The following is a 23,956-nucleotide window of genomic DNA, read 5'->3' as shown; positions in this document are numbered from 1 at the left end:
GTGGCCCGTTCGTCTATCGGTTAGGACGCCAGGTTTTCAACCTGGAAAGAGGGGTTCGATTCCCCTACGGGCTACCATTTCTTCACACACCGAACTTTTCCTGACACAGGGCCTGCACCTGTCCCCAGACAGATTTGAATTCCGGCGTGTTTTCGGCGGCATAGTGGAAGTTCTTCATCAATCCCGTAAGCTGAGTGAAGACCTGGCGCACCTCGGCCTTGTCGGTGAACTGCGCGGTGGATTGAGTGACGCCATAGACCAGTTTGAACGTCATCTTCTGACGCTCTAGCGGAACCGACGCATCCACCGGGTCAAAGGCATCCTGCTGCAGATAGACCATGTCGACAAACAGCGCCTTTTGCTGAGTCACAAAATCCTCGATCGTGACCCCTTCCTCGCCGGTCACCTGCATCATCTGGTCAACCTGCTCACCCCTTTCGATCAATGCCAGCAAGTCGCGTACTTTGCCCGTCCATCCGGCCTCGGCGTTGGTGTCGTACCAGTCCGAGAGCTGTTCCAGATAACGCGACCAGCTGAGCATCGGATCGACCGCGGGATAGAACCGCTTGTAGGCGCGTTCGGACGACAGGCCGAGGAAACACTTCACCGTGGACAGCGTCGATTGCGTGACCGGTTCATCAAAGTTGCCACCTGCGGGTGAGACGGTCCCGATCAGGGTCAGGCTGCCGGTGTCCCCATCATTGGTCTTCATCGCTCCGGCGCGTTCGTACAACCCCTTGATCGAGCTTTCGAGATAGGCGGGAAAGCCCTCTTCCCCCGGAATTTCTTCGAGCTTGCCGGAGGTCTCGCGCATGGCCTGAGCCCAGCGGCTGGTACTGTCCGCAATCAGCAGCACGTCGTACCCCATCTGGCGGTAATATTCACCCAGGGTGATCCCGGTGAATATAGACGCCTCGCGCGCGGCTACGGGCATCGAGGAGGTGTTGCAGATGATGATCGTCCGGTCCATCAGACTGCCGCCAGTGGTCGGGTCGGTCATCTTCGGGAATTCCGCAATCGTCTCGACAACCTCACCCGCGCGTTCACCACAGGCCACCACGATCACGATGTCCACCTTGGCGTTGCGTGCAATCAGGTTCTGCAGCACCGTCTTGCCTGCGCCGAACGGACCGGGAATACAGGCCGTCCCACCGCGGGCTATCGGAAAGAACGTGTCGATCAGGCGCTGAGAGGTCAGGACAGGTTCGGTTGGATAGAGCCGCTCGGACAAGGTGCGTTTCAGAACGTTTTCCGGCAAAGCCCGCCGTACCGGCCATTTCTGCGACAGGGTCAGCGTGTGCTCACCCCCCTGTGCATCTTCAAGCCGCGCGACGATATCATGGATCATGGCCGCACCCTTCTGAACCCAAATGACTTTGTAGTCCCCAACCCAATTAAAGGGCAGCATGATCTTATGGGTGAAATGCCCCTCGGGCACCGCCCCGATGCTGTCGCCTGCTGTGACCGTGTCGCCCACCTTGACCGATGGGGTAAACGACCACTTTGCCTGAGTGTCCAGCGGCGCAACGTCCGCCCCACGCGGCAGAAAGATTCCGAATTCTGCCGCCACTTTGGCCAAAGGCGACTGCAAGCCGTCAAACACCTGCCCCAACAGCCCAGGACCAAGTTCGACCGAGAGCAGCTGCCCGGATTGTTCGACCGGGTCGCCCACGGCGACGCCATCAGTGCTTTCGTAAACCTGCACATCGGCAGTGTCGCCCCGCACCCGTAACACTTCGGCTTTCAGACGTTCCTGACGTCCACCGGGGCCGGGCCGCGTGGGCAGAATGAAAACGACCTCATTCTTGACCAGCTGTCCGGGATGGCCTGTGGCATCAGGGTTCGCCTGAATTTGTACCAGCCCTTCCTGTACCGAGACGACGCGGGCAGTAGAGGTCTGCGTGGCGGAGGTTGGGGCTGTCATGCGCTTACTCCCTCAAAATCCAAGTCGATCGCACTTGCCATGGCGTGTTGCGCCAGTTTCTCAAAGCGCGTTGCCGCGTCACGCGCATTGCTTTGCGCCCAGCGATCAAAAATATTCCAGATCAGAACATAAATCGCCACGGCTTCGAAATCGAACAGATGGCGCGCGGCGTAGCGTTTCAGTTGCATATGGCTGACCGACAAAAGCAACCGTTCAAGCCCCAGGGGGTCATCGACATCCAGCAAGTGTTTGGCTTCTTTGATCCAGGGCATTGGGGTTTCCAGCCGAAAGGCAGGGTCGCCCCAGTTGGCTGGAATGTGTCGGCTCCAGCGTCCAATGCCATAGACGCCACTAGGTGCAGCACCCCCCTGTTTGCGCAGGCGCAGCGCGGCAACCGCAGTCCTCAAATCCATCCGTTCCATGAACAGCTTGCGCAAGGTCGGTTGTGGAATGTGCCGGAGCGCTTCTTTGCATCGCTCAATGGTCTGTGCATCCGAGACGTTCATATCATAGTTGTTCCAGTTCAGAGCGTGTTCCATTACCTCCAGAACCCGCGCATCCGCTGGTGTCAGCACCCGCAATCGCCGGTCCAGCCTGAGCCGCGACAGCGGAGGTTGTTTGGCGATGAACAACCGTTCCGAGCCCGGCAGGCTGCTGATCAGCGCGATATAGGCGTCAGGGTCCGACATGTTACCGGATCACACCTTCCAAAACGGCACGAAAGCGCGGCTGCAAATGTTCCATCAACAACGAGGCGACGGCCTTATCGGTCAGATCCAGAACAACCCCCTGTTCATCAGCCCGGATGCGGATGCCATTCTGGGTGTCATCCGCGCTGTGCAGCTCAACCTGTTCCTTCAGCATTTCAGCCGTCAGTCCCAGAACGTAACGCGTCAGCTTTCCCGACTGAATATCATCGGCGTTCTGTTTGATGTCATCCTGAGTGGCGACCCTGGGAGGCAGTATGACCTGCGCGGGCCCTTCCAGTCTGGCGTCTGACGCGGCGCGACCGACGACTTCAAGGATCATTTGTTTCAGCAGTTCAGGATCAGTCATTTCTTGGGTGACCAGCCGTTCAACATCCTTGCGGAATCGATCTGTCAGACCGGCCTTCATTGTAAGCACCGCATCACGCATCGCTGTATTCAGCGCCTCTTCTCCGGCTGTGCGATAATTATCCGCCTCGGCACGGGCCTTTTTCCGATACTCATCTACGTCGCGCTTGGCATCGGCAAGAATTTTGGCCGCCTCGGCTTTGGCTTCAGCGCGCAGCTTGTCTGCATCGGCCTGACCGGCAGCCACACCATCGCTGCGCAGCTTGTCGATCAGCGCATCCACCCCATGCGAAATAATCCCGTCCTGTGCCATCAGCTAATCCCCGCGCTGATGACCAAAGCAAAGACAAAGGCAAATACGCCAAAGCCCTCAATGATTGCAGCCGGCGCAAGTGCCAGGCCAAAAATCTCGGGCTTTTCCTTGGTTGCGTTGATCGCTGCAGCACAGGCCCTTCCCTGCCAGATGCCGCAATACATCAGGGCGATGCCCGACAGGATACCGATCCCGAACAGCCCGCCTGCATTTTCAGGCGTCACATCGCGGTTCAGCGTGAACATGATGACGATGCCGTAGATCACCATGGTCGAGGGAAAGGCCGACACGCCGATAAACCGGCCATACCCGCCTTCGGTTTCCGTCATCGCTCCGATACTGGCCTGTCCAGCAATGGAACAGCCAATCGCGCTTGCTGCGGCGCCCAGCGCCATGGGGGCATAGATTCCCAACCAGCCCAATGTAAGTACAAGCTCATTCATTCCTGAACCTCCTTGCGGGCGAACGGGCGAAAGACGATGCCTTCATCCGGCAGACCCCATTTAAAGAATTCGATGTAATTGAGACGTAATCCGTGAACGACGCCACTCATCATGGCGAGCGCGAAATTAAGGATGTGCCCGGCGATCAGGATCAGCACGCCAAACAGAAGGCCCAGCCCTTTCAGAGACTGCATCACCGAGACCGCCAATTCGTTGAACGTAATCGCCAGTGAGGCCGAGGCCAGTCCCAGTGCAAACAGGCGCATATAGCTAAGCACATCTCCAAAGGCGCCCATCGCCCCGGCCAGCCCCTGCACTCCTTCTATAAGGCGCCAAAGCCAGTCTGACGGTTTGGCAATCTCGCGCTCGCTGGTGAACAGAAGGATCGCCAAAGCGCCTGCGATCATAATCGCAGCACCCGGTGCTGTGGGTCCGCCTTTCATATAGCTCAGCCACAGTATGAACCCGCCGATCAACACCGCGATCCAGCCAAGATTGGCAACGGAACTGCGCCGCCCCCAAGACGCGCGTGCTGCAAGCGCATTCGCCAATATCAGGTGCAGAACGCCGACCACGATTGAAATCATCATCATCGAGTCGAAATTGTTCAGGTCCAACAGCTTGAGTTTCCCCCAGATCGTGCTCGAGGCCGGGGAAGCGCCAAAATAGCTTCCAACCAAAATCCCGTACAGGAACGTCGCGCCCGAAATGATCAGACCATAAAGCCGCCACGATCTTTTCGCTGGTGTATTGTCGAGACGTTTCCAGAAGGCCAACAGCCCCAGCAGGATAACCAGGCCATAGCCGGCATCCGCAACGATCATCGCAAAGAAGATCGCGAACGAGACGGACACGATTATGCTGGGGTCCCATTCTCGGTACCCAGGAACCTGATAGAACAGGGCAAGGTCTACCGCTGCACTGCGATTTTCCGGCTGCTCAAGCAGCGTCGGAGGTATCTCGTTCGGGCCCGGGTCTTCGATCAAAACAGCGGCGTTCTGCGAATTGGCCATGTCCAGGACAGCCTCGACCTGATCGCTGGGCACCCAACCCTGCAGGGCAAACACTTCGCCTTCGTCGCGGACCTTTTGCGTGGCATGGGCCAGTTCGGCTGCGCTTTCGGCGGCGGCAAGATTACGCCGCATCAACGTCAGAAAACGGGTCTGCCCGATACGCTCGGCTTCCAGCGCCTCAATGGCGATTTCGGCCTCTTCCAGCTGAGCTTCAAGCTCGTGAATGGGCAACGAACCCGTATGGGTGCGCGGCACTGGAAGGATGTCGTCTTCGGGATCTTCCGGGGCGATCAGAACGGCGTAGAGAAACCGGTGATCCTCTTGCAGGATGGCCCAGGGCAACTGAAGCTCCGCCAGTGCCTCACGGTGTTTTAGCGGCAGTTGATAGAACCAAAGCCGGTTGCCTGCCAACACATCACTCGGCGGAAAATCCAGATCTCCCCACGGGCGCACCTGAGCGATCCGGTGGGCCAAAAAATCCCGGTGGTCGGTCATATCCCTTATGCGCTGCATCAAGTCCAGGACTTCACCGACGAACTGGTCCATATCAAAACCAGAATCGCGCCGAACCTGACGGCGCGTTTCCGACGATTCCTTCAAAAACCGCAATGCTTTATACGCATCTCGGGCTCCACGCTCGTTGATCCGCTCTGGCTCTGCCGGCGGCGGTGCCAAAGGTAAAACATGCATGCATCCCAATGTCTGCAGCGCGCCCAGAGTGTCCCCCTTGTTCGCGGCGCGGCCGACCAAAGACAGTTTTTTCAGCCTTGCAACACTCATGCCGCAACCTCCTTCGCATGTTTGCGTTTGGAGATTTTCGAGCGCACAACGGATTGCATCTGTTCATCGCTCAGATAGATGCGGATTTTCTTGATGTTGGCCCTGGCGCGCGGGATCAACACTTTCTCGAACAGATTGACGCGCTGGGTGATCGTGGCCACTGATTTGTCAAAAATCCTGACCCTTTCTTCGGCCACTTTCACGCGCAATCGAGCTTCGATCATGTCATGCAACAAACGCGCCACTGCATCCACCCAATGTGGCTTGGCCAAAAGGGAATACGGACGTACCGCGACCTCGATCCGGTCCAGATCGGGCATGGTAACGCCAACCACGTTGACCTTCTTCAGCCGGTAATCCTTTAGTTCGACCAACCCTTCCAGGTCGACACCTTGTTGCGCCAGCATGGGCAGCTTTTCCCCGACCTGCTGTGCCAAGCGCGTCACCTCCTCCTGCAGGTACTGCACATTTTTACGTGCCTTGGCCCGTTCAGCCATCAGTTGCTGACGCTTCAGGTCCAGAGACGGCAAGAACCGCTCATAGCTTTTCAGCTGCGTCTGCTCGCGTGCAAGCGACGATTTATTCAGCTGCAACCGCGCCATGTGCATCCTTTGGGAAGTATTTGTCGATCAGATCCTGCTTCATCAGCAACTGCTCGGGGGCAAAGCATTCAGCTAGTGTCTTCCATCCCAGATCTAGCGCATCCTCCAGCGGGATCGAGACGTTGATGTCCATAAAGCGTTTACGGAACAAAGCGCCGAATTTCAGCAACTGGTTGTCATAATCCGATAGGTCAAACGCCATGGCCTGTTTCTGCGCAGCATCTCGGCTTTCGGAATAGAACCGGATCATCGTGTTCATGATCTGGCCGTGGTCTTCGCGTGTGGTTTTGCCGATTACATTCTGCTTGAGGCGCGACAAACTGCCGAACGGGTCGATCACCCCGGAATGCAGGTAAAACTGGCCTTCAGTGATATACCCGGTGTTGTCCGGGACCGGATGGGTCACGTCATTCCCGGGCATGGTTGTGACAGTCAGCACAGTAACCGATCCACCCTTGGCATAGTCGCAAGCTTTCTCATACCGTCGTGCCAGTTGCGAGTAGAGATCGCCCATATATCCACGCTGCGATGGGACGCGTTCCTGACTGATCCCAACCTCTTTCATCGCATCGGCATAGGCGGTCATATCCGTCAGCAGGACCAGAACACGCTTGCCCTCTTCCACAGCGAATTTCTCGGCAACGGCCAGCGCCATATCCGGCACCAGCAGGCGTTCGACCAACGGGTCCATGGCCTGATTGACGAACATCACGGTCCGCGAGAACACGCCCGCATCCTCGAACGAGGTTCTGAACGTGTGGTAGTCGTCAAAAATCAGCCCTAGCCCGCCAAACACAACAATATCCGCATCCGCCTGAATGCCGATGCGGCTGAGAAACGCGTTGAACGGCTCGCCGGATACCGAAAAAATTGGGATCTTCTGGCTTTCGACCAGTGTATTGAACACGTCGATCATCGGCACATCCGTGCGAATCATCTTGTTGGGAACCGACCGCTCAACCGGGTTCACCGTCGGTCCCCCAATGTCGATGCGCGGTTCGGCAGACAAGTCCGGACCGCCGTCAATCGCCTCGCCTGCGCCGTCAAACACCCGGCCCAGAATATTGGCCGAATACGGGGTTTGCATCGGATGACCAAGGAACGTTGCTGTCGCCTCGGTCGAAATCCCCTTGGTACCCGAGAACACTTGCAAGGTTATCACATCGCGGTCGATGAAGATGACTTGCGCCAGCGTTCTGTGCCCATCGACCGTTTCGATCACGGCCAGATCGTTGAAACGCACCGTCGCGTCAGCGGACCCGTCACTCGGAACTTTTATCTTTAGCGTATCCCCCACGATCTCGAGAACGCGGGTAAATTTCAGAAGACTTCGGGACATTGCTGATCCTCTTAGCCTGAAAACTTGATTGAACTCAAATCGTGCAGCAAACGGTCACAAAGGTCTGCTTTTCAAATGGACCCACATCACAGCGTCTGCCGAAAAACCACGCGCGCGACCCTGCATTCAAGGGGTCTGCGAACTGAAATTAATGGGCAAATGGTGCTTTAAAACATGATGTAAATCAATTCATTTTCAGAAATTTATCCCTGCCATCACCTCAATTACTAAAAATTTAGTTTGACACGCAGGAGGCAAATCGCTGATGCTGATCGTCATCCGGTCTGCGCCGGATCACATTATCTTTGGGAGGAAACAGATGCGGAGACATCTACTTTCCGCAGTGGCGGCGGCTGCCGTCATTGCGGGGCACGGTCCCGTTTGGGCCGACGAAGCCGCAGCACAACGCTGGATCGACGACGAATTCCAGCCATCAACCCTGTCGAAAGACGAACAGATGGCTGAGATGCAATGGTTCATCGAAGCTGCACAGCCTTACAATGGCATGGAAATCAACGTCCTGTCCGAAGGCATCCCTACGCACTCTTACGAATCTGAGGTTCTGACCAAGGCGTTCGAAGAAATTACCGGCATCAAGGTCAATCACCAGATTCTGGGTGAAGGCGAAGTAGTTCAAGCCGTTCAAACCCAGCTGCAAACAGGTCGGAACCTGTATGACGGCTACGTGAACGACAGTGACCTGATCGGCACCCACTCGCGTCTGCAGTTGGCGTATCCGCTGACCGACATGATGGGTGGCGACTGGGCGGGCACGACCTCTCCGACGCTGGATCTGGATGACTTCATGGGCATTCAGTTCACCACCGGTCCGGATGGCAAGCTGTATCAGCTGCCTGATCAGCAGTTTGCGAACCTCTACTGGTTCCGCAAGGACTGGTTCGACGATGAGGCAAACAAAGCCGCGTTCAAAGAGAAGTACGGCTATGATCTGGGCGTTCCGGTCAACTGGTCCGCTTACGAAGACATCGCCGATTTCTTTACCAACGATGTGAAAGAAGTCGACGGTACCGCGATCTATGGCCACATGGATTACGGCAAGCGCGCACCTGACCTGGGTTGGCGTATGACCGACGCGTGGCTGTCGATGGCTGGTGCTGGCGACAAGGGTGAGCCGAACGGTATCCCCGTTGACGAATGGGGCATCCGTATGGAAGCGGGCACCTGTAACCCTGTTGGCGCTTCTGTGTCGCGCGGCGGTGCTGCGAACGGTCCAGCTGCGGTCTATGCGATCCGCAAATGGGACGAATGGCTGCGCAACTATGCACCTCCAGGTGCCGCGTCTTATGACTTCTACCAGTCGCTGCCGGCGCTTAGTCAAGGCAACGTGGCCCAGCAAATCTTCTGGTACACCGCCTTTACCGCCGACATGGTGAAGCCGAAGTCCGAAGGCAACAACACCGTCGACGACGAAGGCACACCGCTTTGGCGGATGGCGCCGAGCCCGCATGGCCCCTATTGGGAAGATGGTCAGAAGGTTGGGTATCAGGACGTGGGATCCTGGACCTTCCTGAAGTCGACCCCTGCGGATCGTGCTCAGGCGGCTTGGCTGTATGCCCAGTTCGTGACATCCAAGACGGTCGACGTGAAGAAGTCCCATGTGGGTCTGACTTTCATTCGCGACAGCTCGGTCAACCACGAGTCGTTCACCGAACGCGCGCCCAAGCTGGGTGGTTTGGTCGAGTTCTATCGCTCACCTGACCGCGTGGCATGGTCGCCGACCGGCATCAACGTGCCGGATTATCCAAAGCTGGCCCAGATCTGGTGGCAGCAGATCGGTGACGTGAACTCGGGTGCCTTCACTCCGCAAGAAGCGATGGATCGTCTGGCCGAAGAGATGGACATCACAATGGGCCGGATGCAGGCCGCGGATGAAAGCGCCGGTGTCTACGGCGGTTGTGGTCCGCGCTTGAACGAGCCGCAGGATGCGTCCTTCTGGCTGGAAAAGCCGGGTTCGCCAAAAGCCAAGCTGGAGAACGAAAAGCCGCAAGGTCAGACCGTCAACTATGACGAACTGGTTCAGCGCTGGCAGTCCCAGTAAGCGTAAACTCGTAGGCCGGGCTCAGACCCGGCCTACCCCCAAATACCCCCAGAGAACACCAGATGATCGAACTTCAAGACGCGACCAAACGAGTCGGCAACGTCATCCATATCAAACCCACGAATCTGACGCTGCAAACAGGCCATTTCAATGTGTTACTGGGTGCCACCGGTTCCGGGAAAACATCACTGATCAAGATGATGGCCGGACTGGATCCGATCGCCGCAGGCAAGGTCCTGATGGACGGGCAGGACGTGACCCGGCTGAATACGCAGAAGCGTAAGATCAGTCTGGTGCACCAGTTTTTCGTCAATTACCCCCATATGAGCGTTTTCGACAACATTGCCTCGCCCCTGCGCGTAGCAGGCATGGCGAAAAGCGAAATCGAAGGCCGCGTGGAAGAGGCCGCTGATCTGCTGCAGCTGCGCCCGATGCTGCAGCGCCGCCCGCACGAGCTGTCGGGTGGACAACAACAACGCACCGCTTTGGCCCGCGCGATTGCCAAGGAAAGCCGGGCCGTGTTCCTTGATGAACCCCTTGCCAATCTGGACTACAAACTGCGCGAAGAGCTACGCGAGCAACTTCCTGATCTTTTTGCCGGACGCGGGGCCGTTGTGGTCTATGCGACTTCAGAACCGGAAGAAGCATTGCTGCTCGGTGGTCATACCGCTCTGATGGCAGACGGCCGGGTCACCCAATTTGGGCCAACCGCTGATATCTACCGCAATCCGGAAAACATCGCTGCCGCACGTGTGTTCTCGGATCCGCCCATCAACGTCGCGCATATCACCGTCTCGGGTGCGCAGGCGCAACTTGCAGGGGGCGGTGGATGGGCCGTCACCGGCATCGCAGACGGTGAATACACAGTTGCGGTACGCCCGCATCGCGTGACGCCATTCCGCACATCGGACGCAGATGTAGAACTGACCGGGCGTGTGATCGTGACCGAGCTATCCGGATCTGACTCCAGTGCGCATTTCCAACATGGGAACGACGCATGGGTTTCATTGGCGGCGGGCGTACATCCCTATCAGGTTGGCGAAGACCATAGTTTCTATATGAATCCGGCCCATTGCCGGTATTTCGGCCAAGACGGCAAAAGGGTGGCCTGACATGGCACAGATCAAGCTTTCAAACCTTCGACACAGCTATATGCCATCGCCGCAAGGCCCCGAGGATTATGCGCTGAAGGAAATCGACGTCACTTGGCGCGATGGTGGGGCCTATGCGCTGCTGGGGCCATCAGGCTGCGGCAAGTCTACGCTGCTGAACATCATCTCGGGCCTGCTGACACCCTCCGAGGGGCAGATCCTGTTTGATGACCGCGACGTGACCGCCCTGCCCCCTGATCAGCGCAACATTGCGCAGGTTTTTCAGTTTCCAGTGATCTACGACACGATGACCGTAGGCGAGAACCTAGCCTTTCCTCTGAAAAACCGGGGCGTTGACGCGGCAACCATCAAGCGGCGTGTTGATGAGATTGCCGAAATGCTGGATGTCGCGGATATGCTGGGCACCAAAGCCTCTGGCCTGAGCCCGGACAACAAGCAAAAAATCTCGATGGGGCGCGGACTAGTGCGCGATGACGTGAATGCGGTGATGTTTGATGAGCCGCTGACCGTGATCGACCCGCATCTGAAATGGAAACTGCGGTCCAAGTTGAAAGAGCTGCACCAGCGCGTAAAAGCCACAATGATCTACGTCACCCACGACCAGACCGAGGCGTTGACTTTTGCTGATGAAGTCGTGGTCATGCAGGATGGTGAAGTGGTTCAGATTGGTACGCCGATTGAACTGTTCGAGCGGCCTCAGCATACATTCGTTGGTCACTTTATCGGCTCGCCCGGCATGAATGTCTTGCCCTGCGAGACCAAGGGCGATCGCGCTATTTTCGAAGGGCATGAGGTGGTCTTGGAAGGTCCGACCCATGGTGAAGGTGGTCGCACCGATCTAGGAATACGCCCGGAATATGTAGGCTTCGACCAATCCGGCATACCGGCACATGTCACCAAAGTAGCCGATATCGGGCGCCATTACGTGGTCAGTGCCATGGTTGGGAACACACCGATCAAGGCCGTCACCGAACACAATGCGCCCGAACAAGGCTCGATGGTCTTTCTGCAATTCAAACCCGAGCAGTCCCGCGTCTATCGCGACGGCTGGATCGCAACGCAGGAGCGGGCCCAATGAGAACAATAAACCAAAGAGCATGGTTCTTTGTCCTGCCGGTTCTGGCACTGGTTGCGTTCAACGCGCTGGTGCCAATGATGACGGTAGTCAACTACTCGGTGCAGGAGACCTTCGGCAATAACCAGTTCTTCTGGGAAGGGCTGGGATGGTTCGAACAGATCCTGCGCTCCGACCGTTTTCAGGCCGCACTTGGGCGACAGTTCCTGTTTACCTTCATGATCCTGATCATCGAGGTGCCCTTGGGCATCATCGTCGCGCTATCCATGCCGCGTAAAGGCTTTTGGGTGCCGGTCTGTCTGGTTCTGATGGCCCTGCCGATGCTGATACCGTGGAATGTGGTGGGCTCGATGTGGAACATCTTTACGCTGCCCAAGATCGGCCTGCTTGGATACTTCCTAAATGACGTTTTGGGCATCAACTATGACATGACCCAACAGCCTCTGTCGGCCTGGATCACTGTCATCATCATGGATGTCTGGCACTGGACTTCGCTGGTGGTTCTACTGTGCTATGCGGGCCTGGTTTCGATCCCGGACGCCTATTATCAGGCGGCCAAGATCGACGGTGCAAGCCCGTGGTCAGTGTTCCGGTATATCCAGTTACCCAAGATGAAGACGGTTCTGACAATCGCCATCCTGCTGCGGTTCATGGACAGTTTCAATATCTACACCGAACCCTTCGTTTTGACTGGCGGGGGTCCCGGAAACTCGACCACCTTACTGTCGATCGATCTTGTAAAGATCGCACTGGGACAGTTCGACCTTGGCCCTGCGGCTGCGATGAGCTTGATCTATTTCGCCATCACACTGCTGGTCTCATGGGTCTTCTACACTCTGATGACAAAGGATGACGCCGAATGAAAAAGCGCTCCCTCATCCCGATCCTCTATATCGCGTTCCTGATGTTGCCGATCTATTGGCTAGTGGCGATGTCCTTCAAGACCACGAACGAGATCCTGTCGGGCTTTTCTCTGTTCCCGCAGACCTTTACGCTGGAAAATTACATCACGATCTTCACAGACCCGACGTGGTATTGGGGCTACATCAACTCGATCACCTATGTGACGCTGAACACGATACTTTCCGTCTGTGTAGCCCTGCCAGCGGCCTATGCGTTCTCACGCTATCGGTTCCTAGGGGACAAGCAGTTGTTCTTCTGGCTGCTGACCAACCGGATGGCACCGGCTGCTGTGTTCGCCTTGCCGTTCTTTCAGCTCTATTCGTCAATTCAGTTGTTTGACACCTATCTGGCGGTGGCGCTGGCGCATACGCTGTTCAACGTGCCGCTAGCGGTGTGGATTTTGGAAGGGTTCATGCGTGGCATCCCCAAAGAGTTGGACGAAACCGCTTATGTGGACGGGTATTCCTTTCCGCGCTTTTTCGTCACGATATTCCTGCCAAATATCAAAGCGGGTGTAGGCGTCGCGGCATTCTTCTGCTTCATGTTCTCATGGGTCGAAATGCTGTTGGCCAAGACTCTGACAGCGGTCGAGGCCAAACCCATCGCTGCCGTAATGACCCGAACCGCGTCCAGCGCCGGGTACGAATTGGGCCTGCTGGCCGCCGCCGGGACGCTGACCATCATCCCCGGCGCCATCGTCATCTGGTTTGTCCGCAACTACATCGCGCGTGGTTTCGCGATGGGGCGTGTATGAGGTTCGATATGCGTAAACTGCTTTTGATCCCCTTTCTGATCCCCGGTTCGGCCTTGGCGCAAGCACAGGCCGGGTGGGGAAGTGTGGGTCAGCCCGAAGAAAAAGAGTTTTCCTGGACCGCGCCCTTGTGGCCGGATTTCTGGATGGCGTGGACACCGGCGACCCTGGCCGTATTTGTCGGCATCTTTTCAGCCATCGCGCTGATCGGTCTGCTGGAAGGGTTCAAATACCGCGACGGGATTGAACGGCGCGGCGTTCTGGGCTTGACCACCACATTGGGCGACCGGCTGTTCATCACATTGCTTGGGGCAGCTTACATTTTTCTGGCCTGGTTAGGGCTAGTCGGGCAACCGGTCTGGACACCGCTGTTCCTGTCCATCGGCTGGGGCGTTTTCGTGTTCTGGAAAGTTTAAGCTTTGCGAAACCATCAAAGGATGCTTGTCTGTCAGGCACAGGTAAAATGACGGCACTGGGATCAATGCGAAAGAAAAAGACGACAAACCTGCTGACCGAGGTCGAACTGGAGTTCATGAACGAACTCTGGGCTCTGCGTCAGGGCTCGGTGCGTGATGTACTGGACCGGCTGCCACCAGATCGGAACCTGGCCTATACGTCAGGGGCCACAATCCTTCGCATTCTTGACGAAAAAGGCTTTGTAGAAAGTCGCAAAAACGGCAAGACCCTGAGTTATACGCCGCTTCTGGAAAAGGATAGGTATCAGGCGCGCTCACTGCAGAACCTGTCACGAACCTTGTTCGATGACACACCAGCCACGCTGGTTGCACGGTTGGTAGATGACGCCGGTCTGAGCGAGGCAGATCTTGAGGATATTCGGGCACTGGTAGAGAGGAGACTGCAAAATGACAGCGGTTAAACCGGTTCTCGACGCATTTCTCGAACTGAATCTGGTTCTTGCCCTAGCAGCGATTGTATGGATCGCGGCAAGATACGTGGTTTCAATGACGCAGATGCGACACGGGTTTGTTGCACAGCTGCGCGCATTGAAAATTCTGTGTCTTTGCGTACTGCTCAGCCCCCTTTTGGCAATCGGGGCTGGTTTGGTCATGGCGATGTATTCCGTTGAAGGCGGGGTCGCCATTGGGGATCTTGCCGTTGCCGCCTATCTGCGTGGCGATATCGCCATGCCCGCCACCCAGTTCGAGGCCCTGCTCAATACCCGGCAAAGGTGGATCGAACAGACCCTTGCAGGAGAAAACCCGATTGTATCGGCAATCTTGGTGGTAATGGCGCTCTATTCTGCGGTCTGCATCCTGCGCATTATCCGTGACGGTTTGGCAATCCGAGGCATTGTTCGCTCCAGCTATCTGTGGCGAAGCTCGGAAAAGGTCGATATCCGCCTGTCCGACCGGGTCACAGTCCCCTTCGCCGTTCGCGGTTTGTGGCGCAGGCATGTGGTATTGCCCAGCCATCTGCTCAACACCCCCAGCGATATGCGGTTTGCCCTTGCACACGAGCTGCAACATGTAAGGGCTGCCGATGTTGAATGGGAACTGGGGTTCGAGCTTTTGCGGCCGTTCCTGTTCTGGAACCCGGCATATCTGATTCTCAAGTTTCAATTCGATCGGCTGCGCGAGCTGGCCTGTGATCAATCCGTCGTTTCGCGCCGTGAAATCAACGCGGTCGAATACACGTCCTGCCTGCTGAACTATTGCTCCAATTCAGTAATGCGCGGCAGCCCGCGTGTATTGAACGTAGCATTGGTTAAAGGGGGCAAGGCCAAACGCGTCTTGCGTCAACGTGTGATTGCCCTGGCAGATGCCCCTGCAATCCAACCCACAATGCCCCCTCTGTTCTTTGCCTTAAGCGTGGCTTTTGCTGTGATATTGGCGTTAGGCGCTGCGTCATTGCAGCCTGTAGACGACTGGAGCCATGACAGGTTGATGCTGTCGACCGTTGTGAACCTTGAACGGTTGGAAGCCCGCAATCAGGGCAACTGACCCTTATTCGTGGGAAATAATTTCGAAGGATCTGCAGCGCGACGCACATTCTTGCAGCGAAGCCAATCCGCGTTTGCAGAAGAAAGAAATCGCAGGTTGCTTGGTGAAACAGGCTGAGTGGCGGTGCTGTCAGGCAAATTCGAACCAGTCTCAGTCTACCTCAGAAAGCTGAAAATTAGGCGAAACTAAATTGGCTCCACACCGAAAGAGCGGCGGTTCAACTGAGTTTGAACTTGTCGCGTGAGTAAAGCTGCCGTTCATGATTGAAGTGACTATGGACGGAAGTGTCGTCTGCGGCAAACTTTTGCAAACACCGCATTTGCCGGAAGCAGAGCATCGCACGTTCTTTTCGCCGACGGAAGATGGGAATACTCAGCAAGATTGTTCTTCCAACGGCCAGTTTCTTGTCCTAACGCATTCCCAATGACTTTCATCGCGGCGTCGTAAGAGTGCGACTTGTCAGTGACGACGAAACCTGACTGGCCCCATCGTTTCATCGCTTTCTTCAAGTGTAAAAGGGCCGCAACACGATCCCGGCGCTTCGTGAAATAGATTTCCAGCACCTCGCCTTCTTGGTCGGCTACCCGCCACAGGTGATATTGCTTGCCATTGATCTTCAACAATAACCTTATTTAGATGCCGCTACCAGTTCGCGAAACATCGCATCCGATTTATGCGTTTTCGGCTAATTTCTGCGGCACAGATAGGGCCAAACCTATTCAACCAGAATCGAACGCGCACGATGACTGCTAGACGAATGATCTCAGGGTTGGTTTTGAAGCAGCAAAAAAGTGAGCGTTTTTGTCATCAAGCGAAGCTACGAAACTGCCCTGCCTGTCTCAAGCCAATTTCCCCTGCACCACCCGTTCAAATGTTCAGGGCTTGCGGATCGAATGGCACAAGAATCTCCTGATTTTCTGTACCTCGAATCAAAAGTTGGTTTCCCAGAGTTTCAACTGCAATCACCCTGGCTCCACTACACCAACGAAGCGCCCCGATGACATGTGTAACCTCAACTTGGCGAACGGGGTTTAGATGAATGACGCCGTGATCGTTCGGGAAACTGTTTTCGACATTTCCCAGGATGGGCGAAGCGGCCCCCTCCTCAACCCCAAGGCAGGCGAAGTGGCGGCTCGACCAAGGAGCATAGTATCGACCACCGTTCGAATGCCACAACATCGTCATCGGCAAAGCCTGAGCCGATTTAAGCGACAGGAACATGTCGCCCTCCACCGGGCGAGTTACCGCGGTCCAACCCAATTTCTCTTCAGGCGAATCCAATCCAACAACAAAGTCTTCACTCTGTGGAGACCATGGGTAGTTTGACAGATTCACTTCGCGGTCTTTCCCGGGAAAAGACGCCAACGTTTGGCTTTCAGCCGGATATCTAAGCGCTGAATAGCCTAAGGCCGGATCAACTTCCTGTTCAACCTTAGGCGTTCTCCAACACTGCTTTCGAGAGGTATGAATGATCCCACCATTGGGCAAGGATACATTTGCGTGATTTGCAACCGGCATTGTGCCGTCGCCACCAATGAAAGTGTGACGCTGGTAGACGAATGGATGCTCAGGATGCAGTGTAATCTCTTTTTGCAGCCTAGCTCCATAGACCGTTCTGTCGAGCTCAGCGCGCAAATAGCTGTCGGTCTTTTCTTCTAGTCTCCAACGAGAGTTAGCTGGCCACCCATGCAGCGGCGATGTCCCCTCAGTTGACCCGAATGGGGCGCAGAAGAAATCACCGCCGAGTTTTTCCAAATGAGGAGCTATACCTTCGGGCATAACTTCGTCTGTGCCGACCCAAGGTGCGCGATGTAGTGGTGAAATCTCAGCGTTACCGTCGTACACACTGAAACTCTCGATCAACCCCAACTGCAAATCGAATGAAAGCCGGATGCCTGTTGCGGACAGCTCGATCACAAACCACTCCTAGCCCAAAAAATCATTCCACCAATACCATGACGCGACCATTTCCTACTCTGGTTTCGTAGGTGCGAAGATCTTCGCATACGGGCGCCCTCAAAGCTTTGCCCGTGCGATAGTCGAATAGCCCATTATGCTTGGGGCACTCTATCTCATTGTCCATCACCAGACCGTCCGATAAGTGCACTTGTTCGTGTGTACAGAGGCCGTCGGTGCAATAGAACTCATTGTCCAAACTGCGAACAATCAAGTAGGTTCTACCGTCGTGGTCCCAACGAATGAGATCTTCTTCCTCAACATCGTCTACGGCGCATGCGTCAACCCAAGGCATTACGTTCCTCCTCGATCACCGATTTCTAACCCCGTGTTTCTCTCCGGAACTGCCAAGTGAAAATGTTCCCGATATGGGCGGGCCGTCGGCGGGAGAGACTTTCGTATGGCGTAACTCGGGTCAACACGCTGCTTCATGACAGAACCCATCATTTCTTTGTAGCCGTCCCAAATCGAAGTATTCGGCGGCGGCAGATCATCCTTGATCAGATCATGAAGCGCTGGAAGAGAGTAATACGGAACCATCGGGAACATGTGATGCTCAATATGGTAATTCATGTTCCAGTAAACCCAACGGCTTATCGGGTTCATATAAAGTGTACGTGAATTTAAACGGTGATCAAGAACGTTCTCCGCAAGCCCTCCATGCTGAAGCAACCCCGTCATTACAAAATGCCAACACCCATAGACCCGAGGACCTCCGATTAAGAGTATGGGGATCAGGGATTTCCATGCGGCCCCGGAGACAAGCAAAACAAATGAAATCAACAAGACGGCAACGTAGATTGCAATGTGAATCCGCGCCCAAAGGACCGCTTTGGGCCATTGGCTTTCCGGAATGTAATCCCGCTCTTCTTGCGACAAGTTTCCCATCGCATTTCGCGTCAGAACTTTGAGCGAGGTCCACGTTTCAACAATCCCCACAAACGCAAGCGCTTTCAGGACGAGGCTGATCGGGTGCATCCACGCTATTTCCGGATCGCGGCCAACAATGAGTGTATCGGTGTGATGCCGAGCGTGGCTCCAGCGCCAATTGACCGGGTTTCGCATAATCTGGAAGGACGCGATGTGGTACACGACGTCGTTCATCCAGCGGGTTCGAAACGCCGTTCCGTGTCCGCATTCGTGCCAACGGCTGTCGCAGGCCGAACCATACACGACACCGTATGCAAACCAGAAAGGCACGCAAAGCCAGCTACCCCAGAAGTACAGCCCGCTAGCCGCAAATACAAAGTGCAAAGCGATCCAGATCACTGTGTCACGAATGGCCGGCGCATCCCTGCGCTTCATAAGCGATTTCAGCTTCTTACGAGGAACATCGCTGTGGTACCACTCTGCGGCCGACAGACCGTTTTCTATCGCTTGACGCGTATTCGCACCAGTCAGGGAATAATCCCGAACAGTGAGTTCAGAGCCAATGGGTATGGTCGACTTACTCATTTCCCCTTTCTCCATCGCTCACAGCGCCACCCGCTTCTTCGTTGACTATAGCAAAGGCGCCTGAATTTTGACTTCGCTAATTGGGCGGCGCAGAGCTCGCCCGTGTTACAAGCTCTACGGGAAGCGCTGATTTCATTGGAAGCGCTTTGCCAGTGTTCGCCAACTGGCCCAGCAAAACCTCTGCCGCACGGCGTCCCAGTTGGTGTCGGTCCTGTCGGATTGTTGTCAGAGCCGGAACATAAGATCCTGACATTTCAATATCGTCGAAACCAACAACCGAAATGTCACCGGGCACCTTCAACCCACCCGCGACCAGCCCAGAAATCAACCCAAAGGCAACCATATCCGCAGCGCAGAACACCGCCGTTGGGCGCTCATCCATCGCAAGTATTCGTCTGGCGGCCTCATGTCCGGATTCCAGCGAAAAGTCGCCTCTGATAATCCACTCGGGCCGCGCTGGAAGCCCCAAGCGTGTCCGTTCTTCGACCACGCCCTTACGCCGAGCGGTCGTCAGAACATTCCCGTCGGGACCGGTAACATGCGCGATTTTTTTGTGGCCCAAATCATGCAGGTGCCTGATCGCCAATCGCGCACCTTCGGCGTTGTCGCTGGAAATCACCGGAAAGGCCTCGCCTTCCACCCATTCACACAAAAATACTATGCGGTCGCCGGCGCCGTATGTGACGCATTGCTGAAGTGCGGTCGAAGGAATGCCACCATCCAAAGAGATTGCGCCATCTATCCGGCCGTCTCGAAAGTACCCGGCAAGAGTTTCTTCCTGCAGCGGATTACTTTCGGTATCGGCAATCAGAACTGCATAGTCCGATCCCGCAAACCCCTCACTGATACCGGCAAGTATGCCCGAATAGAAAGGTTTGCCGAGGTTGGGAACAAGGATCAGTACGGCCCCCGCCCTTTTCATCCGCAGGTTTCGGGCTGCCTGATTAACGCGATATCCCGTCTCGCGAATAGCTTCCAAAACAGCAACACGTGTTGATTTTGACACCAGATCAGGATTGGACAGAACACGACTGACAGTGGCTGTCGACACCTGCGAAACACGTGCGACGTCCTGTATTGTGGCGGGTTTGGGTATCTTGCTCATTGCTTGGCAGTCGATTTCTGGCTTGACTCGAATCTCATGTGATGCCGATTATGTAATCGATTACACAATTTGGAAAGTAGGTATTTTCCAAAATGTAATCGATTGCAGTAACGATTTCGCCAAACGAGGGAAACTGATGGCATCCGAATTCAAACGCAACAAAAGCCGGGTTCTTTGATGGTTTCGAAGGTCACATTCGACTTTGCCGGGGCAAAGGTCCTGGTGATCGGTGCCAGCCGAGCCGGCATTGGTGCCGCTATTGCAAAAGAATTCCAGGACTCGGGTGCCACAGTGGAGATTACCGGTGTGGAACCGCAATGCATCGAAGAGGACGCTGCCCGGTTTGACTACATTCAACTGGATGTAACCAACACCGAGGAAGTCTACAAATTTGCAGGTGAACGGGGCCATATTGACGTCTTGGTAAACTGTGCGGCGGTGACTCGACGCGGTGAAGAAATGGCACCTAAGTTCTTTTCCCACGTGCTGGACGTAAATCTGACCGGGTCTTTTCGCTGCGCCGAAGCGCTGCACCCTGCCCTTTCGGTCGCGAAAGGGCGCGTCATAAATGTGGCCTCCATGTATGCGCGCTTTGGTTCACCGCTCAACCCAGCCTATGGCGCGTCAAAAGCCGGCGTGGAACAACTAACAAAATCACTGGCGATTGCGTGGGCCAAAGACGGTATTCGGGTGAATGCGATCGCGCCCGGGTTCATCGTGACCGAGCAATCGGCGAAAGCCCGAAAAAACGCCAATTTCTCAACAGCTGTAGAAGCACGCACACCCTTGGCACGCTGGGGTCACCCAGAAGATATCGCTGGAACAGCCTTGTTTCTCGCATCCGATGCGGCAGCCTTTGTGACCGGTGCCTGCGTGATCGTGGACGGAGGGTATTCGGTTGTTTGACAGGAGCGCACGATGAGTGACTTCGCAAAAATCCGCGCTGCGGTGATCGGGACCGGCTTCATTGGAACAGTGCACGTTCAGGCGCTTCGGCGTCTGGGCGTGGACGTAAGAGGTGTTCTTGGGTCATCGCCAGAGCGCGGAAGGGAACGAGCGCGGGCAATGAACGTGGCCCGAGCTTATGACTCTCTGGAGGATCTTTTGGCGGATGAAAACATCGATATAGTGCACGTAACGACCCCTAACCACGCACACTATCCGCAAGTGAAATCGATCCTGGCTGCGGGCAAACACGTCATCTGCGAGAAACCACTTGCCATGACGTCCGTAGAAAGCGCCGAGATGGTCGACCTAGCCAAGGCTTCTGGCAAGGTTGCAGCGGTTTGTTACAACATTCGCTTTTATCCGCTGAACCAACAAGCCCACGGCATGGTAATGGCCGGGGATCTGGGTGATATCCGTTTTGTTACCGGGCACTACCATCAGGACTGGCTTGCCAAACCTAGCGACTGGAACTGGCGGCTAGAAAGCGAAATGGGCGGCGCGCTGCGATCAGTTGGTGACATCGGAACGCACTGGGTTGACCTGACCAGCTTCGTCACCGGGTTGAAGGCGACCTCTGTCTTTGCTGAGCTGACAACCTTCCTTCCGGAACGCCAGAAACCTCTTGGCCCGGTTGAGACATTTACCAGCGGAACCGGCGAAACCGAAACTGTGCATATCGACACCGACGATGCTGCGATGATCCTTATCCGATATGAGAACGGAGCGCGGGCCGTGATGAGCACATCCCAGGTGAACATGGGTCGAAAGAACTCGTTGCAATGGGACATCGCCGGAGCAAATGCCAGCGCGGCTTGGGACAGTGAAACTCCTGATCATCTGTTCATTGGGCATCGTGACGCGCCCAACCAGACCCTGATGCGTGACTTCACCTTGATGAACGGTCCGGGGATCGCAGCCGCCACCTTGCCGCCCGGGCATGTCGAAGGGTTCGCAGATTCATTCTTCAACTTTTTCCGGGCGGTCTATGCCGACGTCATCGCAGGCGGGCGGCAACAAGGCAGCACATGGGCCACATTTGAGGACGGCCACTACGAGATGCAGTTCTGCGATGCCGTCGTCAAGTCGGCGAGTGAGAGCCGCTGGGTCGATTTGAGCGAGATTTGAGGGCGATGACATGAAACTGGGCTTACTGACTGCACCATTCGAAAACCTTCATTTGACTGAGGTGGCGGCCTGGGCTGGTTCCAATGGGTTTTCGGCGATGGAGGTCGCCTGCTGGCCATCGTCAGGTGGCGAACAACGGCGCTATGCGGGAACCAGCCACATCAACGTAGATGGCCTTTCCGCGGATCAGGGCAATGAAATTGTCGGGCAACTCGGCGATCAGGGGGTCGAGATTACGGGTCTGGGGTACTATCCCAATCCGCTCCACGCCGATGAAGAGCATCGGGTTGAAGTTATTGGACATCTTAACAAAGTAATCACCGCCGCCGGTGTTATGGGCATCAAAGTTGTCAACACATTCGTCGGCGGAGATCGCACTCTGCATCTCGACGCGAACTGGGAGCGTGCCACCGAAATTTTCGATCCGATCGTGAAGCATGCACAAAACTCTGGTGTGCGTCTGTGCTTTGAGAACTGCCCGATGATCTTCAGCTATGACGAATGGCCCGGGGGTCACAACATTGCTTACTCGCCAAGAATCTGGCGGCGAATATTCGAGGAATGGGGCGATGCGGTTGGCATGAACTTCGATCCTTCACATCTGATCTGGCAGTTCATCGATCAGACACGGTTCATCAAGGAGTTCGGTTCTCACATGGCTCATGTCCATGCCAAGGACGTGATGGTTGATGAGGACGGGCTTTATGACAACGGTGTGATGTCTACCGGCATGGGATGGCAAATCCCACGGCTTTGCGGGCTGGGCGATGTGGATTGGTCCGGTTTCTTTTCCGGCCTGTACCGCGCCGGTTACGACGGTCCGATCATTATCGAACATGAAGACAGATTGTTCGAAGGGACTGACGAAAAGGTCAAGCGGGGTTTTCTGCTGGCCCGGGATGTCCTGTCACCATTCATCAAGTGAAGAAATTATCAAATTTGAAATGACTAAAACTGGGAGGAAACTAAAATGAAGAACCTACTTTATGGTGTTGCTGCTCTTGCAGTTTCAGCGTCTCTTTCAACTGTGGCGATGGCTGACGGGCACAAGCAATACACAATCGGAGTGTCCAACACCGTTCAAGGCAATGGCTGGCGCGAACAGATGATTTGCGCCATGCGTGCCCAAGCTCTGGTCGAAGCCGATGTGACAAACCTGATCGTCGCGCATCGCAACACTGATTCAGCCGGGCAACTGGAAGACATCAACAACCTCATCGAAGCGGGTGTAGACGCCATCGTGCTGAACCCATCCAACCCGGATGCTTTGAATTCGGCACTGGAAAAAGCAATGGCGCAAGATATCGTCATTGTTGCCGTGGATGCCGGTGTTTCGGCTGAAGGCGCCTACATTCTTTCGAACAATCAAGAAGAATACGCCTATCTTGGCGCCAAGTGGTTATTTGAACAGCTCGGTGGCAAAGGTGACGTTGTCTATATGCGAGGCATTGCTGGCGTCTCAGCCGATACTGACCGCGACAACGGCTTTAAACGCGCGTTGGCAGAACACCCCGATATCAATGTGGTGCATGAAGTTTTCACCGGCTGGCAGCAAGACCAGGGTAAGCAACAGATCTTTGATTACCTGGCCACCGGCATCCCGTTTGACGGTGTCTGGACCAGCGGCATCGACAACGTAATCGTCGATGCGTTCACCGAATCCGGGGCACCTTTGGTGCCGATCGTCGGCGCAGACAACGCGGGCTTTGTTCAATACTTGACCGAGGTTGAGGGATTGAACGGCGCGGCAGTGACAAATCCTGGCTCAGTCGGCGGCGCAGGCATTGCTCTGGCTGTCGACATTCTTGACGGCAAGGCACCTGAGAACAAAACCGTTCTTGTAGATCCTGTGCTTTGGGAGAATGCGACGGACGCAGGCCGTGAAACGATCACAGCGGCTCAGAATCCTAACCTTGACCCAGAGTGGCCCGTATCAGTGACCGTTCCCGGCTGGACCGACTACACGATGGAACAAATCATCGACTGTAAGGGACCCGGCGAAGGTTGATCCGAATTGACTGGCCTTCCGCCTTTAGC

Annotated in this window: 23 protein-coding genes, 1 tRNA gene and 1 pseudogene; 13 read left to right on the top strand and 12 right to left on the bottom strand. The window is 55.6% G+C overall.

The window, feature by feature from the left end:
• The first annotated feature begins 2 nt into the window (after positions 1 to 2).
• Positions 3 to 77, top strand: a tRNA-Glu gene (locus tag AC2FJV_RS06855).
• 5 nt (positions 78 to 82) lie between these two features.
• Here AC2FJV_RS06855 and AC2FJV_RS06850 read toward each other — a convergent pair.
• The 7 genes from AC2FJV_RS06850 to AC2FJV_RS06820 are packed head-to-tail and all read right to left on the bottom strand — an operon-like array spanning position 83 to position 7,469.
• The gene (locus AC2FJV_RS06850; protein ID WP_496713166.1) at positions 83 to 1,924 is read right to left on the bottom strand and encodes a V-type ATP synthase subunit A; all 1,842 of its coding nucleotides are present in this window, start codon (positions 1,922 to 1,924) and stop codon (positions 83 to 85) included.
• A complete protein-coding gene (locus tag AC2FJV_RS06845; RefSeq protein ID WP_496689807.1) occupies positions 1,921 to 2,613 on the bottom strand; it encodes a hypothetical protein in 693 nt (230 codons plus the stop codon). The genes AC2FJV_RS06850 and AC2FJV_RS06845 overlap by 4 nt, the downstream gene beginning before the upstream one ends.
• A 1-nt stretch (position 2,614) precedes the next feature.
• Positions 2,615 to 3,292, bottom strand: coding sequence for a hypothetical protein (locus AC2FJV_RS06840; protein ID WP_496693897.1), 678 nt, complete (start codon positions 3,290 to 3,292; stop codon positions 2,615 to 2,617).
• Complete coding sequence (locus tag AC2FJV_RS06835; RefSeq protein WP_281972343.1) at positions 3,292 to 3,735, bottom strand: ATP synthase subunit C; 444 nt, start codon at positions 3,733 to 3,735, stop codon at positions 3,292 to 3,294. The genes AC2FJV_RS06840 and AC2FJV_RS06835 overlap by 1 nt, the downstream gene beginning before the upstream one ends.
• Positions 3,732 to 5,528, bottom strand: a complete 1,797-nt coding sequence (locus AC2FJV_RS06830; RefSeq protein WP_496713164.1) for a V-type ATP synthase subunit I — start codon at positions 5,526 to 5,528, stop codon at positions 3,732 to 3,734. Before AC2FJV_RS06830 ends, AC2FJV_RS06835 begins: the two co-directional genes overlap by 4 nt.
• Complete coding sequence (locus AC2FJV_RS06825) at positions 5,525 to 6,130, bottom strand: V-type ATP synthase subunit D (RefSeq protein WP_271946224.1); 606 nt, start codon at positions 6,128 to 6,130, stop codon at positions 5,525 to 5,527. The genes AC2FJV_RS06830 and AC2FJV_RS06825 overlap by 4 nt, the downstream gene beginning before the upstream one ends.
• On the bottom strand, positions 6,108 to 7,469 hold the full coding sequence (locus AC2FJV_RS06820; protein ID WP_282021390.1) for a V-type ATP synthase subunit B: 1,362 nt from the start codon (positions 7,467 to 7,469) through the stop codon (positions 6,108 to 6,110). The genes AC2FJV_RS06825 and AC2FJV_RS06820 overlap by 23 nt, the downstream gene beginning before the upstream one ends.
• Before the next feature lie 319 nt (positions 7,470 to 7,788).
• On the opposite strand from AC2FJV_RS06820, the gene AC2FJV_RS06815 reads away from it, so the two are divergent.
• The 8 genes from AC2FJV_RS06815 to AC2FJV_RS06780 all read left to right on the top strand — a co-directional run bounded on the left by AC2FJV_RS06815 (position 7,789) and on the right by AC2FJV_RS06780 (position 15,330).
• The gene (locus tag AC2FJV_RS06815; protein WP_271946219.1) at positions 7,789 to 9,528 is read left to right on the top strand and encodes an ABC transporter substrate-binding protein; all 1,740 of its coding nucleotides are present in this window, start codon (positions 7,789 to 7,791) and stop codon (positions 9,526 to 9,528) included.
• A gap of 62 nt (positions 9,529 to 9,590) precedes the next feature.
• Positions 9,591 to 10,640: an ABC transporter ATP-binding protein gene (locus AC2FJV_RS06810; RefSeq protein ID WP_142634705.1), complete on the top strand. Its 1,050-nt coding sequence runs from the start codon at positions 9,591 to 9,593 to the stop codon at positions 10,638 to 10,640.
• A gap of 1 nt (position 10,641) precedes the next feature.
• Positions 10,642 to 11,718, top strand: a complete 1,077-nt coding sequence (locus AC2FJV_RS06805; protein WP_496713162.1) for an ABC transporter ATP-binding protein — start codon at positions 10,642 to 10,644, stop codon at positions 11,716 to 11,718.
• The gene (locus AC2FJV_RS06800; protein WP_142634709.1) at positions 11,715 to 12,578 is read left to right on the top strand and encodes a carbohydrate ABC transporter permease; all 864 of its coding nucleotides are present in this window, start codon (positions 11,715 to 11,717) and stop codon (positions 12,576 to 12,578) included. Before AC2FJV_RS06805 ends, AC2FJV_RS06800 begins: the two co-directional genes overlap by 4 nt.
• Positions 12,575 to 13,372 (top strand): carbohydrate ABC transporter permease, encoded by a 798-nt coding sequence (locus AC2FJV_RS06795; RefSeq protein ID WP_496713160.1) that lies wholly within the window; start codon positions 12,575 to 12,577, stop codon positions 13,370 to 13,372. The genes AC2FJV_RS06800 and AC2FJV_RS06795 overlap by 4 nt, the downstream gene beginning before the upstream one ends.
• 8 nt (positions 13,373 to 13,380) lie before the next feature.
• Entirely contained in the window at positions 13,381 to 13,785 is a 405-nt protein-coding gene (locus AC2FJV_RS06790; RefSeq protein WP_142634713.1) for a DUF2160 domain-containing protein, read from the top strand.
• Between the two features lie 65 nt (positions 13,786 to 13,850).
• Positions 13,851 to 14,246, top strand: a complete 396-nt coding sequence (locus AC2FJV_RS06785; protein ID WP_496713158.1) for a BlaI/MecI/CopY family transcriptional regulator — start codon at positions 13,851 to 13,853, stop codon at positions 14,244 to 14,246.
• Positions 14,233 to 15,330 carry a M56 family metallopeptidase gene (locus AC2FJV_RS06780; protein ID WP_496713156.1) on the top strand — a complete coding sequence of 366 codons (1,098 nt, stop codon included), beginning with the start codon at positions 14,233 to 14,235 and terminating at the stop codon, positions 15,328 to 15,330. Before AC2FJV_RS06785 ends, AC2FJV_RS06780 begins: the two co-directional genes overlap by 14 nt.
• A 217-nt stretch (positions 15,331 to 15,547) precedes the next feature.
• On the opposite strand, the pseudogene AC2FJV_RS06775 reads toward AC2FJV_RS06780, so the two are convergent.
• The 5 genes and pseudogenes from AC2FJV_RS06775 to AC2FJV_RS06755 all read right to left on the bottom strand — a co-directional run bounded on the left by AC2FJV_RS06775 (position 15,548) and on the right by AC2FJV_RS06755 (position 19,846).
• A pseudogene (locus tag AC2FJV_RS06775) lies at positions 15,548 to 16,092 on the bottom strand (DDE-type integrase/transposase/recombinase).
• A gap of 105 nt (positions 16,093 to 16,197) precedes the next feature.
• Positions 16,198 to 17,247 carry a hypothetical protein gene (locus tag AC2FJV_RS06770; RefSeq protein ID WP_496713154.1) on the bottom strand — a complete coding sequence of 350 codons (1,050 nt, stop codon included), beginning with the start codon at positions 17,245 to 17,247 and terminating at the stop codon, positions 16,198 to 16,200.
• Between the two features lie 22 nt (positions 17,248 to 17,269).
• Positions 17,270 to 17,581, bottom strand: a complete 312-nt coding sequence (locus AC2FJV_RS06765; RefSeq protein ID WP_271946204.1) for a MocE family 2Fe-2S type ferredoxin — start codon at positions 17,579 to 17,581, stop codon at positions 17,270 to 17,272.
• Positions 17,581 to 18,741, bottom strand: coding sequence for a fatty acid desaturase family protein (locus tag AC2FJV_RS06760; RefSeq protein WP_281994830.1), 1,161 nt, complete (start codon positions 18,739 to 18,741; stop codon positions 17,581 to 17,583). Before AC2FJV_RS06760 ends, AC2FJV_RS06765 begins: the two co-directional genes overlap by 1 nt.
• A gap of 76 nt (positions 18,742 to 18,817) precedes the next feature.
• Complete coding sequence (locus tag AC2FJV_RS06755; RefSeq protein ID WP_281972354.1) at positions 18,818 to 19,846, bottom strand: LacI family DNA-binding transcriptional regulator; 1,029 nt, start codon at positions 19,844 to 19,846, stop codon at positions 18,818 to 18,820.
• Positions 19,847 to 20,023: 177 nt separating this feature from the next.
• On the opposite strand from AC2FJV_RS06755, the gene AC2FJV_RS06750 reads away from it, so the two are divergent.
• From AC2FJV_RS06750 to AC2FJV_RS06735, 4 genes are read left to right on the top strand one after another with little or no spacing between them, the layout of a single operon-like run.
• Positions 20,024 to 20,752: an SDR family NAD(P)-dependent oxidoreductase gene (locus AC2FJV_RS06750; RefSeq protein ID WP_496713152.1), complete on the top strand. Its 729-nt coding sequence runs from the start codon at positions 20,024 to 20,026 to the stop codon at positions 20,750 to 20,752.
• A gap of 12 nt (positions 20,753 to 20,764) precedes the next feature.
• Positions 20,765 to 21,919 (top strand): Gfo/Idh/MocA family protein, encoded by a 1,155-nt coding sequence (locus tag AC2FJV_RS06745; protein ID WP_496689796.1) that lies wholly within the window; start codon positions 20,765 to 20,767, stop codon positions 21,917 to 21,919.
• A gap of 10 nt (positions 21,920 to 21,929) precedes the next feature.
• Positions 21,930 to 22,844 (top strand): sugar phosphate isomerase/epimerase family protein, encoded by a 915-nt coding sequence (locus AC2FJV_RS06740; RefSeq protein ID WP_496689795.1) that lies wholly within the window; start codon positions 21,930 to 21,932, stop codon positions 22,842 to 22,844.
• A gap of 45 nt (positions 22,845 to 22,889) precedes the next feature.
• A complete protein-coding gene (locus AC2FJV_RS06735) occupies positions 22,890 to 23,927 on the top strand; it encodes an ABC transporter substrate-binding protein (RefSeq protein ID WP_496713150.1) in 1,038 nt (345 codons plus the stop codon).
• Positions 23,928 to 23,956: the final 29 nt, after the last annotated feature.

Source organism: Ruegeria sp. CDSA241, assembly GCF_059611265.1.
Note: the sequence above shows the minus strand (reverse complement) of the source record. Positions and strands in the feature narration are given on the sequence as shown.

Bases quoted from the DNA above. Each gene is read 5' to 3' on its own strand.
- AC2FJV_RS06850 (WP_496713166.1), bottom strand. From the start codon at position 1,924: ATGACAGCCCCAACCTCCGCCACGCAGACCTCTACTGCCCGCGTCGTC.
- AC2FJV_RS06845 (WP_496689807.1), bottom strand. From the start codon at position 2,613: ATGTCGGACCCTGACGCCTATATCGCGCTGATCAGCAGCCTGCCGGGC.
- AC2FJV_RS06840 (WP_496693897.1), bottom strand. From the start codon at position 3,292: ATGGCACAGGACGGGATTATTTCGCATGGGGTGGATGCGCTGATCGAC.
- AC2FJV_RS06835 (WP_281972343.1), bottom strand. From the start codon at position 3,735: ATGAATGAGCTTGTACTTACATTGGGCTGGTTGGGAATCTATGCCCCC.
- AC2FJV_RS06830 (WP_496713164.1), bottom strand. From the start codon at position 5,528: ATGAGTGTTGCAAGGCTGAAAAAACTGTCTTTGGTCGGCCGCGCCGCG.
- AC2FJV_RS06825 (WP_271946224.1), bottom strand. From the start codon at position 6,130: ATGGCGCGGTTGCAGCTGAATAAATCGTCGCTTGCACGCGAGCAGACG.
- AC2FJV_RS06820 (WP_282021390.1), bottom strand. From the start codon at position 7,469: ATGTCCCGAAGTCTTCTGAAATTTACCCGCGTTCTCGAGATCGTGGGG.
- AC2FJV_RS06815 (WP_271946219.1), top strand. From the start codon at position 7,789: ATGCGGAGACATCTACTTTCCGCAGTGGCGGCGGCTGCCGTCATTGCG.
- AC2FJV_RS06810 (WP_142634705.1), top strand. From the start codon at position 9,591: ATGATCGAACTTCAAGACGCGACCAAACGAGTCGGCAACGTCATCCAT.
- AC2FJV_RS06805 (WP_496713162.1), top strand. From the start codon at position 10,642: ATGGCACAGATCAAGCTTTCAAACCTTCGACACAGCTATATGCCATCG.
- AC2FJV_RS06800 (WP_142634709.1), top strand. From the start codon at position 11,715: ATGAGAACAATAAACCAAAGAGCATGGTTCTTTGTCCTGCCGGTTCTG.
- AC2FJV_RS06795 (WP_496713160.1), top strand. From the start codon at position 12,575: ATGAAAAAGCGCTCCCTCATCCCGATCCTCTATATCGCGTTCCTGATG.
- AC2FJV_RS06790 (WP_142634713.1), top strand. From the start codon at position 13,381: ATGCGTAAACTGCTTTTGATCCCCTTTCTGATCCCCGGTTCGGCCTTG.
- AC2FJV_RS06785 (WP_496713158.1), top strand. From the start codon at position 13,851: ATGCGAAAGAAAAAGACGACAAACCTGCTGACCGAGGTCGAACTGGAG.
- AC2FJV_RS06780 (WP_496713156.1), top strand. From the start codon at position 14,233: ATGACAGCGGTTAAACCGGTTCTCGACGCATTTCTCGAACTGAATCTG.
- AC2FJV_RS06765 (WP_271946204.1), bottom strand. From the start codon at position 17,581: ATGCCTTGGGTTGACGCATGCGCCGTAGACGATGTTGAGGAAGAAGAT.
- AC2FJV_RS06760 (WP_281994830.1), bottom strand. From the start codon at position 18,741: ATGAGTAAGTCGACCATACCCATTGGCTCTGAACTCACTGTTCGGGAT.
- AC2FJV_RS06755 (WP_281972354.1), bottom strand. From the start codon at position 19,846: ATGAGCAAGATACCCAAACCCGCCACAATACAGGACGTCGCACGTGTT.
- AC2FJV_RS06750 (WP_496713152.1), top strand. From the start codon at position 20,024: ATGGTTTCGAAGGTCACATTCGACTTTGCCGGGGCAAAGGTCCTGGTG.
- AC2FJV_RS06745 (WP_496689796.1), top strand. From the start codon at position 20,765: ATGAGTGACTTCGCAAAAATCCGCGCTGCGGTGATCGGGACCGGCTTC.
- AC2FJV_RS06740 (WP_496689795.1), top strand. From the start codon at position 21,930: ATGAAACTGGGCTTACTGACTGCACCATTCGAAAACCTTCATTTGACT.
- AC2FJV_RS06735 (WP_496713150.1), top strand. From the start codon at position 22,890: ATGAAGAACCTACTTTATGGTGTTGCTGCTCTTGCAGTTTCAGCGTCT.